The 14,920-nt window shown below is 74.6% G+C and carries 13 protein-coding genes; 3 read left to right on the top strand and 10 right to left on the bottom strand.

The genetic code is table 11. From position 1 onward, the window contains the following. The first annotated feature begins 85 nt into the window (after positions 1 to 85). A complete protein-coding gene (locus ABT354_RS01090; protein ID WP_351487191.1) occupies positions 86 to 772 on the top strand; it encodes an HAD family hydrolase in 687 nt (228 codons plus the stop codon). Between the two features lie 55 nt (positions 773 to 827). On the opposite strand, the gene ABT354_RS01085 is transcribed toward ABT354_RS01090, so the two are convergent. From ABT354_RS01085 to ABT354_RS01055, 7 genes are all read right to left on the bottom strand, one after another. After that, complete coding sequence (locus ABT354_RS01085; protein WP_351487189.1) at positions 828 to 1,700, bottom strand: Fpg/Nei family DNA glycosylase; 873 nt, start codon at positions 1,698 to 1,700, stop codon at positions 828 to 830. A gap of 66 nt (positions 1,701 to 1,766) precedes the next feature. Continuing rightward, the gene (locus tag ABT354_RS01080; RefSeq protein WP_351487187.1) at positions 1,767 to 2,678 is read right to left on the bottom strand and encodes an amidohydrolase family protein; all 912 of its coding nucleotides are present in this window, start codon (positions 2,676 to 2,678) and stop codon (positions 1,767 to 1,769) included. Positions 2,679 to 2,682: 4 nt separating this feature from the next. Continuing rightward, positions 2,683 to 2,994, bottom strand: coding sequence for an L-rhamnose mutarotase (locus ABT354_RS01075; RefSeq protein WP_351487185.1), 312 nt, complete (start codon positions 2,992 to 2,994; stop codon positions 2,683 to 2,685). Then, positions 2,991 to 4,034, bottom strand: a complete 1,044-nt coding sequence (locus ABT354_RS01070) for an aldo/keto reductase (protein ID WP_351487182.1) — start codon at positions 4,032 to 4,034, stop codon at positions 2,991 to 2,993. The genes ABT354_RS01075 and ABT354_RS01070 overlap by 4 nt, the downstream gene beginning before the upstream one ends. A 273-nt stretch (positions 4,035 to 4,307) precedes the next feature. Further along, positions 4,308 to 5,684, bottom strand: a complete 1,377-nt coding sequence (locus ABT354_RS01065) for a wax ester/triacylglycerol synthase family O-acyltransferase (protein WP_351487180.1) — start codon at positions 5,682 to 5,684, stop codon at positions 4,308 to 4,310. A 231-nt stretch (positions 5,685 to 5,915) separates the two neighbouring features. Further along, positions 5,916 to 8,000 carry a SpoIIE family protein phosphatase gene (locus ABT354_RS01060; RefSeq protein WP_351487177.1) on the bottom strand — a complete coding sequence of 695 codons (2,085 nt, stop codon included), beginning with the start codon at positions 7,998 to 8,000 and terminating at the stop codon, positions 5,916 to 5,918. 71 nt (positions 8,001 to 8,071) lie between these two features. After that, positions 8,072 to 9,388, bottom strand: a complete 1,317-nt coding sequence (locus ABT354_RS01055) for a DUF6777 domain-containing protein (RefSeq protein WP_351487174.1) — start codon at positions 9,386 to 9,388, stop codon at positions 8,072 to 8,074. Positions 9,389 to 9,570: 182 nt separating this feature from the next. On the opposite strand from ABT354_RS01055, the gene ABT354_RS01050 reads away from it, so the two are divergent. After that, on the top strand, positions 9,571 to 10,983 hold the full coding sequence (locus ABT354_RS01050; protein ID WP_351487171.1) for a lipase maturation factor family protein: 1,413 nt from the start codon (positions 9,571 to 9,573) through the stop codon (positions 10,981 to 10,983). A gap of 148 nt (positions 10,984 to 11,131) precedes the next feature. Beyond that, the gene (locus tag ABT354_RS01045; RefSeq protein ID WP_351487169.1) at positions 11,132 to 11,389 is read left to right on the top strand and encodes a DUF6087 family protein; all 258 of its coding nucleotides are present in this window, start codon (positions 11,132 to 11,134) and stop codon (positions 11,387 to 11,389) included. A gap of 36 nt (positions 11,390 to 11,425) precedes the next feature. Here ABT354_RS01045 and ABT354_RS01040 read toward each other — a convergent pair whose 3' ends face one another. The 3 genes from ABT354_RS01040 to glgA form a co-directional block, all read right to left on the bottom strand. Next, the gene (locus ABT354_RS01040; protein WP_351487167.1) at positions 11,426 to 11,602 is read right to left on the bottom strand and encodes a hypothetical protein; all 177 of its coding nucleotides are present in this window, start codon (positions 11,600 to 11,602) and stop codon (positions 11,426 to 11,428) included. A gap of 424 nt (positions 11,603 to 12,026) precedes the next feature. Next, complete coding sequence (locus tag ABT354_RS01035) at positions 12,027 to 13,511, bottom strand: SDR family NAD(P)-dependent oxidoreductase (RefSeq protein WP_351487165.1); 1,485 nt, start codon at positions 13,509 to 13,511, stop codon at positions 12,027 to 12,029. Between the two features lie 168 nt (positions 13,512 to 13,679). Beyond that, the gene (glgA, locus tag ABT354_RS01030; protein ID WP_351487162.1) at positions 13,680 to 14,852 is read right to left on the bottom strand and encodes a glycogen synthase; all 1,173 of its coding nucleotides are present in this window, start codon (positions 14,850 to 14,852) and stop codon (positions 13,680 to 13,682) included. Positions 14,853 to 14,920 lie beyond the last annotated feature (68 nt).

The following is a 14,920-nucleotide window of genomic DNA, read 5'->3' as shown; positions in this document are numbered from 1 at the left end:
CCCCCTGGCCCGCCGGTCACGGCCGTGTGCCGCCCGTGCTGCGCCCTGTGGAGCGGACGTCCCCGCGTCTGAGAAGAGCATCAGCATGTCCGAAATCTTTCCCTGGATCCCCGCTGCCGTCGTTTTCGACTGCGATGGCACCCTGATGGACAGCGAACGCCACTGGGTGGACGCGAGAGCCATCGTGCTGCGCGATTACGGCGTGGCACCCGACGAGGAATTCACCGAACTGGCCAGAGGAGTTCACTACACGGAATGCGGCCGACTGATGGCCGCGACGGCCGGACGGCCGGATCTCGCCGACGAGATGACCGCGGCGCTGCTCCGGGTCTTCCGGGCACTGGTCGCCGAGGAGCCGGTCACCACCCCCGGGGCGGCCGAGATGGTGGCGAGGGCGGCCGAGTTCGCCCCGCTCGCCGTCGCCAGCAACTGCCCGCGCGACGTGGTCGAGCACTGCCTCGGCACGGCGGGGCTGCTGGAGCACTTCTCCCATGTCGTGGTGCCGGAGGGGACGATGCGTCCCAAGCCGCACCCGGATGTCTATCTGCGGGCGGCGGCGGAGTTCGGCGCCGAGCCAGGTGACTGCCTGGCGGTCGAGGACTCGCTCTGCGGGGTCCGCTCCGCCGTCCGCGCCGGGCTGCGGGTCCTGGGCGTCGGGCCCCGGCCCGACCGGGAGAGCCTCGCCATGGCCGACCACTGGGTGGGCTCGCTGGCCGACTCCGCGCTGCTGGTCTGGGCGCGGAGCCGCGCCCTGTGCGGAGTCGCCCGCTAGCGCACGGTGCCGGAGGCGCGGGGGGAGGAAGGCGCGGGGAGGGGGCCCGTACGCGCTACTTCAGCAGCCGGGAGAGCCGGCGGTCGGCCAGCAGCCGGCCGCCGGTCTGGCAGGTGGGGCAGTACTGGAGCGAGGAGTCGCTGAACGACACCTCCCGGATGGTGTCCCCGCAGACCGGACAGGGCTCCCCGGTCCTGCCGTGCACCCGCAGGCCGCTCTTCTTCTCGGCCTTGAGCCGCCCCGCCGCCACCCCCCGGGAACGCTCCACGGCCTCGGCGAGCGTGGTGCGCAGCGCCGTGTACAGCCGGGTGATCCCCTCCTCGTCCAGGGTGCGGACCGGCTGGAACGGGGACATGCGCGCCGCGTGCAGGATCTCGTCGCTGTACGCGTTGCCGATGCCCGCGATCAGGCTCTGGTCCCGCAGCGCCCCCTTGATCTGCCGGCGCTCCCCGGCGAGCAGGGCGGCGAAGGCGTCCCGGTCGAAGTCGTCGGCGAGCGGATCGGGGCCCAGCCGGGCGACCCCGGGGACCTCGCCGGCGTCCCGGACGAGATGGACCGCGAGCCGTTTGGCCGTGCCCGCCTCGGTGAGGTCGAAGCCGCCGCCCGAGGCGAGGACGGCACGCAGGGCCAGCGGCCCCCGGCCGGGCCGGGGCGGGTCCCCGGGGACGGTGTCGCGCCACTGGAGCCAGCCCGCCCGCGCCAGATGGACGACGAGATGGAGCGCTTCGGGGCCGTCGCCGAGCGTCAGATCGAGCCATTTGCCGTGCCGGGCGACGGCGGTCACCCGGCGCCCCTCGGCCGCGCTCAGCGGGGGGTCGTAGGTCTTGAGGACATTGATCGCGACCGGCAGCACCCGGGCGAGTGTCTCCCCGGTCAGACGCTCGTCCAGGAACCGGCGCAGGGATTCCACCTCGGGCAGTTCCGGCATGCGTCCAGGGTGCCGCAGCGGGCGCCGCGCCGCAGATCCGGCCGGTACGGGCCGGGGAGCCTTGGCTCAGGCGGGCGCGGCCCGGCCCCCCGTACCCCCGACATCCCCGGCGGCCCCGGCGGCCCCGGCGGGAGGCGACAGACGGTAGACCCGGCGCGCCACCTCCCCGAAGACCGCCGCCCGCTCGGCGGTGGAGAGACCGCCGGTGAGGGTACGGGCCGTCGCCAGGACCCGGTCGTACCCGGCGGCGAGCAGACAGACCGGCCAGTCCGAGCCGAACATCAGCCGCCCGGCGCCGAACGCCTCGATGGCGGTCTCCGCGTACGGCCGCAGATCACCGTCGCGCCAGGAGGCCCAGTCGGCCTCGGTGACCAGCCCGGAGAGCTTGGCCACGGTATTGGGGCGGGCCGCGAACGCGCGCAGCCGGCTCGCCCAGGGCTCCCGCTCCCCGGCGGCGACGGGCGGTTTGCCCAGATGGTCCAGGACCAGCACCAGCTCCGGGTGGCGGCTCGCCGCCTCCGCCGCCGCGAGCAGCTGCGACGGGGTGACGACCAGGTCGTAGACGAGTCCGGCGGCGGCGACGGCCGCCAGCCCCCGCCGGACCTCCGGACGGAGCAGCCAGCCGGGGTCGCGCTCCGCCTGGACCTGGTGCCGGATGCCGACCAGACGGTCGCCGCCGGGCAGCTCGCGCAGCCGGGCGAGGGTGTCGGCGACATCGGGGGCGGTGAGATCGGTCCAGCCGACGACCCCCGCCACCAGCTCGTCCCGGGCGGCCAGGGCCAGCAGCTCGGGGGTCTCCCCGGCGACGGTGACGGTCTGGACGACCACGGTGGCGCCGACCCCGGCGGCGCGGGCGGGGGCGGCGAGATCGGCCGTGGTGAAGTCCCGCCGGATCGGCGCCATGGCCGCGCCGGTGATCCACTCCTGGTCGCGTACGGAGAGGTCCCACACATGGTGGTGGGCGTCGACGAGGGTCATCGGGTCACAGCTCCCAGACGACGGGCAGCGCCGCACCGGCCCCGTCCGCCGTGTAGTCGTGGACGACGTCGAGAAGTTCGGCCATCCGGGCCTGCCAGGTGATGTTCACGGGCAGCCGTTCCAGGGCGGCGAGCAGCCCGGCGTAGTCGGCGCACTCCAGGAGATGGAAGAGATCGGTGCCGCTGCGCCAGATGGTCCAGGAGGTGACGCCCGCGGCGCGGATCGCGGCGGTCAGCTCCTCGGGGACCTCGCGGTGCGCCGCCTCGTACGCCGCCACCCGGTCGGCGCGGACGCGGGTGTGCAGGGCGACCCTCACCGCGCCCCGTCCGCTCCCCGGGCACACCCGCCACCGCCGGTGGTGGCGGGCCGGATCAGCGGGCGGCCCACCGGGTCGTCCGGCGGGAGCAGGCCCTCGGCCCGCAGCTCGTCCCAGAGCGCGACGGGGACGTGCGACGCCAGCTGGGCGGCGGCGTCCCGCATGGTGGCGGCGGAGCGGACCCCGACGAGGACACAGGCGACCGCCGGGTGGGAGCGGGCGTAGTGGAGGGCGGCGGCCCGCAGGGGTACGCCATGGCGCGCGGCGGTCCGCTCGATCCGCCGGGCACGGGTGACCAGGCGTTCCGGCGCGGGGACATAGTCGTAGGTCGCGCCGGGGCCGGTGTCGGCGAGCAGCCCGGAGTTGAAGACCCCGCCGACCACCACGCTCCTCCCCCGGGCCAGCGCCTCCGGGAGGAGTTCGGCGCGGGCGCTGTGGTCGAGCAGGGTGTGCCGGCCCGCGCAGAGCACCACATCGGCGTCGGTGTCCCGCAGAAAGCGGGTGAGCATGGGGGTCTGGTTCATGCCCGCGCCGATCGCTCCGACGACCCCCTCGGACCGCAGCCGTTCCAGTGCGGGATACGCCTCGCGGAACACCTGCTCCCCGTGGTCGTCGGGGTCGTGGAGATAGGCGATGTCGATCCGGTCGACACCGAGGCGGACCAGGCTGTCCTCGATGGAGCGCCGCATGCCGTCGGCGCTGAAGTCCCAGATCCGGCGGTGGTCGGCGGGTACGTCGAAGCCCTGCGCGAGGTCGGTGCCGTCGGGCGGGCAGGGTTCGAGGAGCCGGCCGACCTTGGTGGAGAGGGTGTACATGTCGCGGGGCCGGCCGCGCAGGGCGGCGCCGAGGCGTCGCTCGGAGAGGCCGAGTCCGTAGTGGGGGGCGGTGTCGAAGGCGCGGACACCGCACTCCCAGGCGGCGTCCACGGCGGTACGGGCGTCGTCGGGGTCGACGGGGGTGTAGAGGTTGCCGATGCCCGCGCCGCCGAAGCCGAGTTCGGTGGTCGTGACCGTACTGCCGCCGAGGGTGTTCCGTCGCATGCCGCGCAGCCTCTCCTGGTCCTCGGGTCATATGCTCGTGGGGCGGGTGTTCCAGCGCCGTCGGCCGATCCTGACGTATGGTCATCGGATCGCTGGAGGGCGTCAACACCCCGGGGGCCACCGGATTCCCTGCCGCAGGAGACAGCCGTCCGATCTCTGACGGAGGCCGGGTGGGGCCGTGTGGTGGCCGGATCGGCGGTCGGTGCCGGTCAGGGCGGTGGACGCGGCGGGTCCCGGGGAGCCGCGACGGGCCGGGCGGCGGGGGCGGCGGCGCTACAGACTCAGCTCCAGCAGCTCCAGCAACTCCTCACCCAGACTCCAGGACAACCGTTCGAGATCGGGCACGGCGGCGCCGTCGGCGAGGAGGCCCACATAGACCTGCCCCTCGTACGGGGTCATCGCCACCGAGAGCGACTGGCCCCGGGCGAGCGGGGCGAGGGGGTGGAGCGCGACGAGGGGGCGCCCGCCGAGGGTGAGGGCGCGGCGGGGCAGCGGAACGGTGGTGACCAGCAGGTCGAAGAGCATCCGGGCGGCTCCTCCGGCCAGCGGGGTGCCCAGCCGGTGGACGAGCGGGGGGAGGCCGTCGGCGATCAGGGCGACCGCGCCGGCGCCGCGCAGGGGGCCGGCGGCGCGGTTGCGGTCCATGGCGGTACGGACGGCGGCCAGCCGGGCACGGGGGTCGTCGAGGCCGACGGGGAGTTCGAGCAGATAGCCGGAGAGGCTGTTGCCGGGGCCCGCCGGGTCGCCGGGGCGGTAGCGGGAGACGGGGACCAGGGCGCGCGGCCCCGGGGCGCCGGGCGGCTCGCCGCGCTCGTGCGCCCAGCGGCGCAGCGCGCCGGCGACCACGGCGAGCAGCACATCGTTGGCGGTGCCGCCGGCGGCCTTGCGGACCCGGCGGACATCCTCCAGGTCGAGGACGGCGGTGGCCACCCGGCGGGTGCCGCTGGGGGCGGCGGTGAGGGCGGGGAGGCCGCTGGGGCCGAGCCGTCCGGCGCGGAGCACGGCGGTGCCGACGCCGATGGCCCGGCCCAGCACGGTGACCCGGTCCCGGGCGGCGTCCAGGACGGTGGCCGGTCCGGGCGGCGGCCGGTCCGGCAGCCGCCCGGGGGGTGCGGTCCGGGGCCCGGCGCCGTCGAGGAGGGCGGCGCCGAGCGCGACCGCGCCCATGCCGTCGGCGAGCGCGTGATGGACCTTCACCAGCACGGCGAAGGAGCCATGGGGGTCACCGGTGAGCAGGTGCGCCTCCCAGGGGGGATGCTCGCGGTCCAGCGGGCGCGCCATCAGGCCGGCGGCGGCGCGGACGGCGGCGGCGGGGAATCCGCCCGGGGGCCCGGCGGTGCGGAGGGGGAGGTGGCGGACCTGGCGGCGGATGTCGAAGCGGGGGTCGCGGGTCCAGGCGGCGGCGCCGACGGGGAGCAGGACGTCCCGTACCCGCTCCGCCAGCCGGGGTACCGCCCCGGTCCGCCCGCGCAGCAGCGCCAGCATCTCCCGGGCGGTCCCGCCGGTGCCGGTGCCTTCGCCGTCGTCGGTGCCGTCGCGGGTGCCGTCGCCGGGCGCGAAGAACGCGAGGGCGCCCAGGTGCATGGGGTGCGCGGGCGACTCCAGCCGCCAGAACGCGAGATCCAGCGGCGCGAGCCGCTCCCCGATCACGGGGGCTCCGGCCCCGGAACCGGCCGGTCCGCCGCCGGGTGTCCCGGTCCGCCGGGGCGTGGGAGAGGACCCGGGGCGGGGCTCCGGGCGCGGGGCGGGCGGAGGGGGCGCGGGGGGTGCGGCGCGCGGGGGACGGCGGGGGCTGCTCACGGGTGCTTCCTGTCCCGGCGGTCGCGGCGGTGCACCGGGATGCCCGGAAGACCGCCTGAAAGAAGGTGCCGCCGCGCGCACTCAGCCGTTCCGCGACCCCACCGGCGGAACCGCGAACTCGCACCACACGCACTTGCCGCTGCCCCGGGACTCCACACCCCAGGTGTCGGCCAGCCGGTCGACCAGCAGCAGCCCCCGCCCGGAGACCCCGGTCTCCCCCGCGTCGCGCCGCCGGGGCAGCGCGCTGGAGTCGTCCTCGACCTCGACCCGCAGCCGCCTCGGCGGCCCGGACAGCACCCGGACCGTGACCGTGGCCCCGCCCTCGGTGTGGGTCAGCGCGTTGGTGACGAGTTCGTCGGCGGCCAGCTCGATGTCGTCGGTCCGCTCCCGCGCGCCCCAGGCGCGTACCGCCGAGCGGACCATCCGGCGGGCGGACCGCAGCCCCTCCGGGTCGTTCTGGACGACCCGCTGTTGCAGCCGTCCGCCGGTACGGGGTGTGTACGCCCCCTGCCGCCGCAGCAGCAGCACCGCCACATCGTCCTCGCCGCCGCGCTCGTCCACGACCTCGCACAGCCGGTCCGCGAGCCGTTGCAGATCGCGCGGCCCGCTGCGGACCAGCGCCGTCAGCAGCTGAAGCCCCTCGTCCAGATCGGAGCCCGGCTGCTCGACCAGCCCGTCGGTGTAGAGCAACAGGGTCTGCCCGGGGTCGAGTTCCACGGTGCTGACGGGGTACTCCAGCCGCCCGAACTCGGCCGAGAGCCCCAGCGGCAGCCCGCCGTCCACCGGGATGCGGCGGCAGCTCCCGTCGGTGTCCCGCAGCAGGGGGTCGACATGGCCCGCGCGGACGATCCGCACCACCCCGGTGGCGAGGTCGGCCTCGGCGTACAGGCAGGTCGCGAAGCGGTCGGTGTCCAGTTCATGGAGGAAGACCGAGGCGCGGGCCATCACCGTCGCGGGGGTGTGGCCCTCGGCGGCGTACGCCCGCAGCACGATCCGCAGCTGGCCCATCACCGCCGCCGCGTCGGTGTCATGGCCCTGGACGTCGCCGATGACGGCGCCCACCCGGCCGCCGGGCAGCGGAATGATGTCGTACCAGTCGCCGCCGATGTCCCGTCCCATCCGCGCCGAGCGGTAGCGCACCGCGATCCGCGCCCCGGGCACATCGGGGATCCGGCGGGGCAGCATCGCCTGCTGGAGCCCCTCGGCGAGATCGTGCTCCTGGTCGTAGAGGACGGCCCGCTGCACGCTCTGGGCGATGCTGCTGCCGAGCGCCACCAGCACATTGCGCTCCTCGGCGGTGAACCCCGACCGGTCGTTGTAGAGCAGTCCGAACGCGCCGATGGGTCTGGCCTGTGCGATCAGCGGCAGATAGACGGCGGCCCGGATGCCGAGCCCGGCGAGGTTCGGCCAGAGCAGCGGATAGGAGTCGGCGAAGTCCTGGGGGGACTCGATGAACCGGGGGGCGAGGGTCCGTATCACCTCGCTCATGGGGTACTGGTCGGCGACATGGGTGTAGCGGGTACCGACGACGAACGCCTCCGACGGCCCCTCCGCCACCAGATGGATCCTGCCGCCCGCCTCCAGCAGCCCCATGACCAGACTGGTGGCGCCGAAGTGCTCCAGGCCGTGGGAGTCGCGCAGGACATCGATGACGTCCTGGACGGTACGGGCGTGGGCGAGCGCGGCGGTGGTGGACTCGACCACGCTGGTCTGGCGTTTACGGGCGTCGTCCGCCTCCAGCCGGGCGGCGGACTCGGCCAGTTCCTCGGTGGCGTCCCGGACGATGCCGATGATGCGCAGGGGGCGGCCGGTGTCGGCGTCCCGGTGGACCCGGCCCTGGCTGTGCGTCCAGCGCAGCGAACCGTCCGCGCGGCGGATCCGGAAGTAGCCACCGTAGTGCTCGCTGCCGTCCTTGAGGGCGCGGGCCACCAGTGCGTCCAGCCGGGCCGCCTCCTCGGGCGGCAGCCGGGCGGTGAGGCTCGCACGGCGGCCGTCGTACTCCCCGGGCGGCAGATCGAGCACGGCCAGGGCGGTCGGGTCCAGGTGGCAGAGACCGCTGGCCAGGTCCCAGTCGAAGCTGCCCATGCGGTTGAGGGAGAGACTGATCTCCGGGGCCACCGGCCAGTCGTCGGGTAGCGGCAGGGCCCCTGCTGCCCGGTCAACCATGGGGCAACTCTGTCATCATTTGTCGTTTTCTTCGAGTGTCGCTCGGGTGCGATGGAGGGAGGGCGGACGGCTCAGCGGGCTCCCGGCGCGGACCCGCCGGTGCCGATGACACCATCGGTGCCGCCGTCGCTGTCGGTGCTGTCGGCCTCGGCGCCGGGCTCCGTCCCGGGGAGGAGCAGCTCGGTCGTGGCCGGATCGGCGACGCCCTCCCCGTACGGCTCCACCGGGACACCGGCGACTCCGGCTTCGGTGCCGACGGGCGGCGCGAGCGGGGCCGGGTCCACGGCCCGTCCCGGGTCCGGCACCGGACCGGTACCGCTCCCGTCACCGGGGGTGACGGCGGTGGGCGGGACCGTGCCCGCGAGGCCGTCCTCCACCGGCGGGGCGGAGCCGTCCCCGGCCCCGGTGGGCGGATAGCTGTAGAGATCGTCCGAGACGACCGGCGGCAGGGGGTCGGGCCGGGTGTCGTGCTCCCCGTCGCTGCCGGTGCGCCGCTCGATCCAGGAGCCGTCCACGATGTCGAGGAGGACCAGCCGGTCCAGTACCCGGTCGGCGGGCCGGACCACCACGGAACGCTCGGGGCGGAAGCCGCGCCAGGGGGTGCCCTCATGGGCCACGGGCCCCCGCGCCGCCAGGGGCGCGCTCAGCGGGTTCCCGCCCGCGCAGCGCACCCTCGGCACCCCGTACCGGTCGACCAGGACGGCGCTGCCCGCCTGGAGGACCGCCTGCTGGACACGGTCCTCGCCGTCCCGGTAGCGGTGGGTGCCGACCCGGGTGTCGGCCCGCAGCACCACCGGGGTCAGCCCGCCCAGAAAGCCGCCGACCCCGGCCTCGCCGACCCCGGCGCCCCGGGCGAACGCACGGGCGGCCGACCGGTCGGAGCGCAGCAGGGCGAGCAGGCGGCCGGCGTCACAGCTGCCGATGGCCTCGATCCCGCCGTAGAGCCCGGGGGTGGCGCCCGAGACGGTACGGAGGGTCTGGCCGCGCAGCGGGGCGCCCTGGCCGGAGCCGGTCCCGGCGGGCGGCTGCGGCGCGGGCGCGGGGAGCCCACGGGCGGTGGAGTCGGTGTACGGGCCGGGGCCGGGCGCGGTCGCCGCCTGGAGCAGTACGGAGGTCACGGTGGAGCCGGGGGCGGGGGCGGCGTGGTCGCTGCCGCAGCCGGCGAGCAGGGGGGCGAGACAGAGCCCGGCGGCGGTCAGCGCGGCGGCGGCCCACAGGCTCCGCCGGGAGAATCGGCGCTCCGCCCGGCGCCCGCCGGCCGGCCGCCCCGGACCCGCCGCCCGGCCGCGCCGCCCGCCGCGCCCCGGTGCCCGGGTCCGCTCCGTACCGCGTCCGCTCGCCGACCGGTGCCGCCGGACCGGGGACCACCCCTGACGCTTGGGACCCACGTCCTGCTCCCGCCTTTTGATCGTGCGCTGACCGTGATCGATTCCTCCACTGATGCCCGAGCCCGCCCACCCCCGCCACCCGAACGCGTCCCAACGGGTGCGGGCCGTCCGGGGGCCGGCGGGGTGACGGGCCCGGGGCGGTGCCGAGGCACGGCGGGGCGTCCGTGGGGATACTGAAGCCGATGGAGTGGTTCGGCGACGGCGACTACTGGCTGAGTCGGCTGGTCTTCCAGCGGACCCTGGCCGCCGTGTACGTGGTCGCGTTCCTCTCCGCCGCGCTCCAGTTCCGCGCCCTCATCGGCGAGCGCGGCATGCTCCCGGTCCCCGCCTTCGTCCGCCGGGTGCCCTTCCGCGCCGCGCCCGGACTGTTCCACTGGCGCTACTCGGACCGGCTCTTCGCCGGCTGTGCCTGGACGGGGGTCGTGCTCTCCGCCGCGCTGGTGGCGGGCGCCGCGGACCGGGTGCCGCTCGCCGTGGCGATGGCCTGGTGGGCGGTGCTGTGGGCGCTCTATCTGTCGATCGTCAACGTCGGCCAGACCTGGTACGCCTTCGGCTGGGAGTCGCTGCTGCTGGAGACCGGCTTCCTCGCGGTCTTCCTCGGCAACGAACGCACCGCGCCCCCCGTACTGATCCTCTTCCTGCTGCGCTGGACGCTCTTCCGGGTGGAGCTGGGCGCGGGGCTGATCAAACTCCGGGGCGACCCCTGCTGGCGCGATCTGACCTGTCTCTACTACCACCATGAGACCCAGCCCATGCCCTCCCCGCTGAGCTGGTTCTTCCACCGGCTGCCCCGGCCCCTGCACCGGGTGGAGACGGCCGCGAGCCATGTGACCCAGCTGGTGCTGCCCTTCCTGCTGTTCACCCCGCAGCCGCTGGCGACGGTCGCGGCCGGGGCGATCGTCGTCACCCAGCTCTGGCTGGTGCTCTCGGGCAACTTCGCCTGGCTGAACTGGCTGACGATCGCGCTGGCCCTCTCCGCCGTGGACGGCTCCCTGATCGCCACCCCGCCCGCCGCGCCCGCGGGCCCGCCCCTCTGGTACGCGGTGCTGGTGTGCGTCGTCACCGCCGCCCTGCTGGTGCTCGGTTACCGCCCGGCGCGCAATCTGTTCTCCCGGCGGCAGGCGATGAACCGCACCTACGACCCGCTCCATCTCGTCAACGCGTACGGGGCGTTCGGAACGGTGGGCCGGGTCCGCCAGGAAGTGGTGATCGAGGGGACGGACGAGGCCGAGCCGCACCCGGGGACGGTGTGGCGGGAGTACGGGTTCAAGGGGAAGCCCACCGATGTCCGGCGGCTGCCGCGCCAGTTCGCCCCGTACCATCTGCGGCTCGACTGGCTGATGTGGTTCGCGGCGCTCTCCCCCGCGTACGCCCGTGACTGGTTCGGGCCGTTCGTGGAACGGCTGCTGGCGGGCGACCGGGACACCCTGCGGCTGCTGGGCCGCAATCCGTTCCCCGACGCGCCCCCGGTGCACATCCGCGCCCGGCTGTACCGCTATCGGTTCACCACCTGGCGGGAGCTGCGCACGACGGGCGCCTTCTGGCACCGGACCCTGGTACGGGAGTTTCTGCCCCCGACCCGGCTCGGCCCCTGAGGGCGGGCGGCGGGAGCCACCCGAAGGAGAGGGGCCGGACCGGGATCGAGGAGAGGGACCGGACCGGGAATTCGGGCCCCTGCGCGGGCCGTTCGGCCGCTACCCTCCTGTCCGAGAGCCGCCATCGCGACACGGGGAGACCGGCACCATGGACGACGAGCCGCTGTCGATGTGGGCGGAGCGCCGTGACGCGCGGATCGGACGGCTGCGCGCCGTGCCGTTCCTGGACGGCCCGGGGCCCCGGGGAGCGCATCTGCGGCCCGAGGCACCCCGGGCGATCGAGCGCTGGAACGGGCATCTGTGGGAGCCGTACACCCTGGTCTCCTCGCTGGCCGAGGCCCAGCGGCTGCTCTACCCGGGCGGCTCCCCGCAGACCCCGCTCCGTGGACGTGCCCCCCGCCGATGAGCGGGGGGCACGTCCGGAGCAGGCGATCGTCGGTGCTCAGTCGATGCCTTGGAGGATATGCGGTTCGGCGAGGTCCTCCTCGTAACCCGCGAGCCTGATGGGCGCGGACCGGGCCCAGACCTCCAGGCTGCCCAGGGTGTCGGGCCTGCGGCGGGTCGACTCGCCATAGCGTTCCGGCGGGAATGGGTCGTACTTCTTCACTTCAGTTGACACCGCGCACTCCTCTGTGTCGCGTGACTGGGACGAAGATGGTTCGGTCGCGGTGGCGCCGGCTTTTCTGGCGGGACCGCAGCCTGGTTCCAGACGTGTCCCAGAACGGCCCGAGGGGTTTTGTGGCCCCTTTGGGTGCGTCCGTGCCCCCCAGATTAACCAAATGAGCAAAGCGCCGCTCGATGGGGCCTTGCGTTCCCCTAAAATCACACCAAGTCGGCCACACGGTGAGGGAGTTGAGGAGGCATGACCTCCAGGTCAAGTCCCTCGAATGGAGTAACGCCCCACGACCCCCGTCCGGGTGAGCGGGGAGCGGCCGAGCGGGTGGTGCCGCTCACCCGCCGGAATCCAGCCCGCCCCACGGAAATGACCCTCCGTGAAAACCATCACGGAGGGTCATGTCAGCAAGGTTCGACGGGGGTACGGACTACCAGTTCCCGGGGCGGTAGTCCTTGAGGAAGCAGCCGTACAGATCCTCGCCCGACTCACCGCGCACGATCGGGTCGTACACCCGGGCGGCACCGTCCACCAGGTCCAGCGGGGCGTGGAAGCCCTCCGCCGCCAGCCGCATCTTGTCCGGGTGCGGGCGCTCGTCGGTGATCCAGCCGGTGTCCACGGCGGTCATCAGAATGCCGTCGGCCTCGAACATCTCCTGGGCGCTGGTGCGGGTGAGCATGTTCAGCGCCGCCTTGGCCATATTGGTGTGGGGGTGGCCCGCACCCTTGTAGCCACGGCCGAAGACACCCTCCATCGCGGAGACGTTCACCACGTAGGAGCGGCGGGCCGCGGTCGCCGCCATCGCCGCGCGGAGCCTGCTGATCAGGATGAACGGCGCGGTGGAGTTGCAGAGCTGGACCTCGAGCAGCTCCACCGGGTCCACCTCGGAGACCGTCTGGATCCAGCTGTTGGAGGGGTCGAGGTCCGGCACCAGCCCACCGGCGTCGATGGCGGTGCCCGCCTCGATCCTGGCCGGGGTGGCCGATCCGGAGACCAGCGCCAGATCCGTGATCTCCTGCGCCGTCAGCCCCTGGCCGCCCGCACCCGGCAGTGCGGCGACCGCGTCCACGGCACCGCTGCCGAAGACGCCGATGACCTGGGAGGACGGCAGCTCTCCGGCGGGCAGCGGGGCCGCCTCGGCGGTGACCAGCTCACGGTAGGCGCCCGGCGTGCGGCGCACGGTCTGCGCGGCGTTGTTGATCAGGATGTCGAGCGGGCCCTCGGCGGCCACCGCGTCGGCGAGCGCCACGACCTGGGCCGGGTCGCGGAGGTCGATACCGACGATCTTCAGCCGGTGGATCCACTCGTCGCTGTCCGGCATCGCCTTGAAGCGGCGGATCGCGTCGTTGGGGAACCGGGTGGTGATGGTGGTGTGGGCGCCGTCGCGCAGCAGCCGCAGCGCGATGTACATACCGATCTTGGCCCGGCCGCCGGTGAGCAGCGCGCGCCGTCCGGTGAGGTCGGTACGGGCGTCCCGGCGGGTGCGGTTCTCGGTGGCGCACTCCTGGCAGAGCTGGTGGTAGAAGGCGTCGACCTCGACATAGCGGGTCTTGCAGACATAGCAGGAGCGCGGGCGCTGGAGTATGCCCGCGATCTCGCCCTGGGTGGAGGAGCTGGGCAGCAGCCCCTCGGTCTCGTCGTCGATCCGGTCGGCGGAGCCGGTGGCGGTGGCCTCGGTGACCGTCCGGTCATGGGCGGTCTTGGCGGCCCGGCGCTCCTGGCGGCGGCGCTGCTTCACGGTGCGGTAGATCCCGGCGGTGGCCCGGCGCACGGTGATCGCGTCCGGGTGGTCGACCTCCAGCTTGTCCAGCTCGTCGAGCACGCTCAGGCAGACGGCCAGGCGCTCCGGGTCGATGCCGGGGCCGTACGCGGGGCTGTCCGGGCCGTACGCGGGGCTGTCCTCTGTCACCGTCATGGCGTCTGCGTTCCTCGATCACTCACGAGCCGTCCGGCCGCCCGGCGCGTGTGCGCGCCCGGCCGGGATTCACCGGTTATCAAAGGCGCGACTTTACTTCAGCGAAAGAGTGACGGACAAATGCCGGCCGCCGCCCCGGGCGCCCCCTCGGCGGCGCGGGGAGCGTGGTCACACCCGGCCCAGCAGCTCCTCGTACAACGCGAAGGTGCGCCGGCCCACCTGGTCCCAGCCGAACTCCCGGACGGCCCGCTGGCGGCCCGCCGCTCCCATCCGGACCGCCTGGACGGGGTCGTCGAGCACCCGGTTCACGGCCTCGGTGAGCGCGGCCTCGAACCGCTCGGAGTGATCGATGTCATAGGGGACCAGCAGTCCGGTGGTCCCGTCGTCCACCACTTCGGGAAGGCCCCCGACGGCGGAGGCAACGACCGCGGTGCCGCACGCCATGGCCTCCAGGGCGACCGTGCCCAGCGGCTCGTGGCGCGAGGGGCAGACCACGACGGCGGCATGGGTGAGCAGCTGGATCAGCCGGGGCCTGGGGAGCGGGCGGGTCACCCAGTGCACCCCGTCGCGCTCCCGCCGCACGGCGTCGACCAGCTCCCGGGTCCGGGCGTCGACGACGGGCGCCCCGGTGGCCGTCCGGGCCTCGCCGCAGAGCACCAGCTGTGCCTCGGCGTCGAACATCCGGGCCGCCCGCAGCAGATGGTGGACGCCCTTCTCGCGGGCGACGCGGCCGATGAAGAGCGCGAAGGGGCGCTCCGGGTCGATCCCGATCCGCTCCAGCGCCTCGGTGTCGTGGTCGGGCCGGTAGAGCAGGGTGTCGACGCCGCCGTGGATGACCCGTACCGCGTCGGGGTCGAGGGCGGGGTAGGCGGCGAGGATGTCCTCGCGCATCCCGTGCGAGACGGCGACGACCGCGTCGGCGCCCTCCAGCGCGGTCCGCTCGGCCCAGCCGGAGAGGGCGTAGCCGCCGCCCGGCTCCTCGGCGAGCCAGGGGCGCAGCGGCTCCAGGGAGTGGGCCGTCACCACATGGGGCACCCCGTAGAGGAGTTTGGCCAGATGGCCGGCGAGCCCGGCGTACCAGGTGTGGGAGTGGACGAGTTCACGGCCGGCCAGTTCGGCGGCCATCGCGAGATCCACGGAGAGGGCGCGCAGCGCCTCGTCGGCGCCGGCGAGGACGTCGGCCGGCCGATGGCGGAGCAGCCCTTCGGCCTCGCCCTCGCCCCAGCAGTGGACCTCCAGATCGGTCCGGGCGCGCAACTCCCGGGCGAGGAACTCCACATGTGCTCCGGCGCTCCCGCGTACGTCCGGAGGATATTCGCGCGTGAGCAGTCCCACCTTCACCCCCCGATGGTCACCCACCGGGGGTCGTCGGGGGAAGAGCGCGTGCGCCTCGGGAGCGGGTTCCGTAC

This window comes from Streptomyces sp. NPDC000594, assembly GCF_040299965.1.
Classification (GTDB): Bacteria; Actinomycetota; Actinomycetes; order Streptomycetales; family Streptomycetaceae; genus Streptomyces.
The sequence above is the reverse complement of the archived record's forward strand: the minus strand, read 5'-3'. Positions and strand labels throughout refer to the sequence as shown.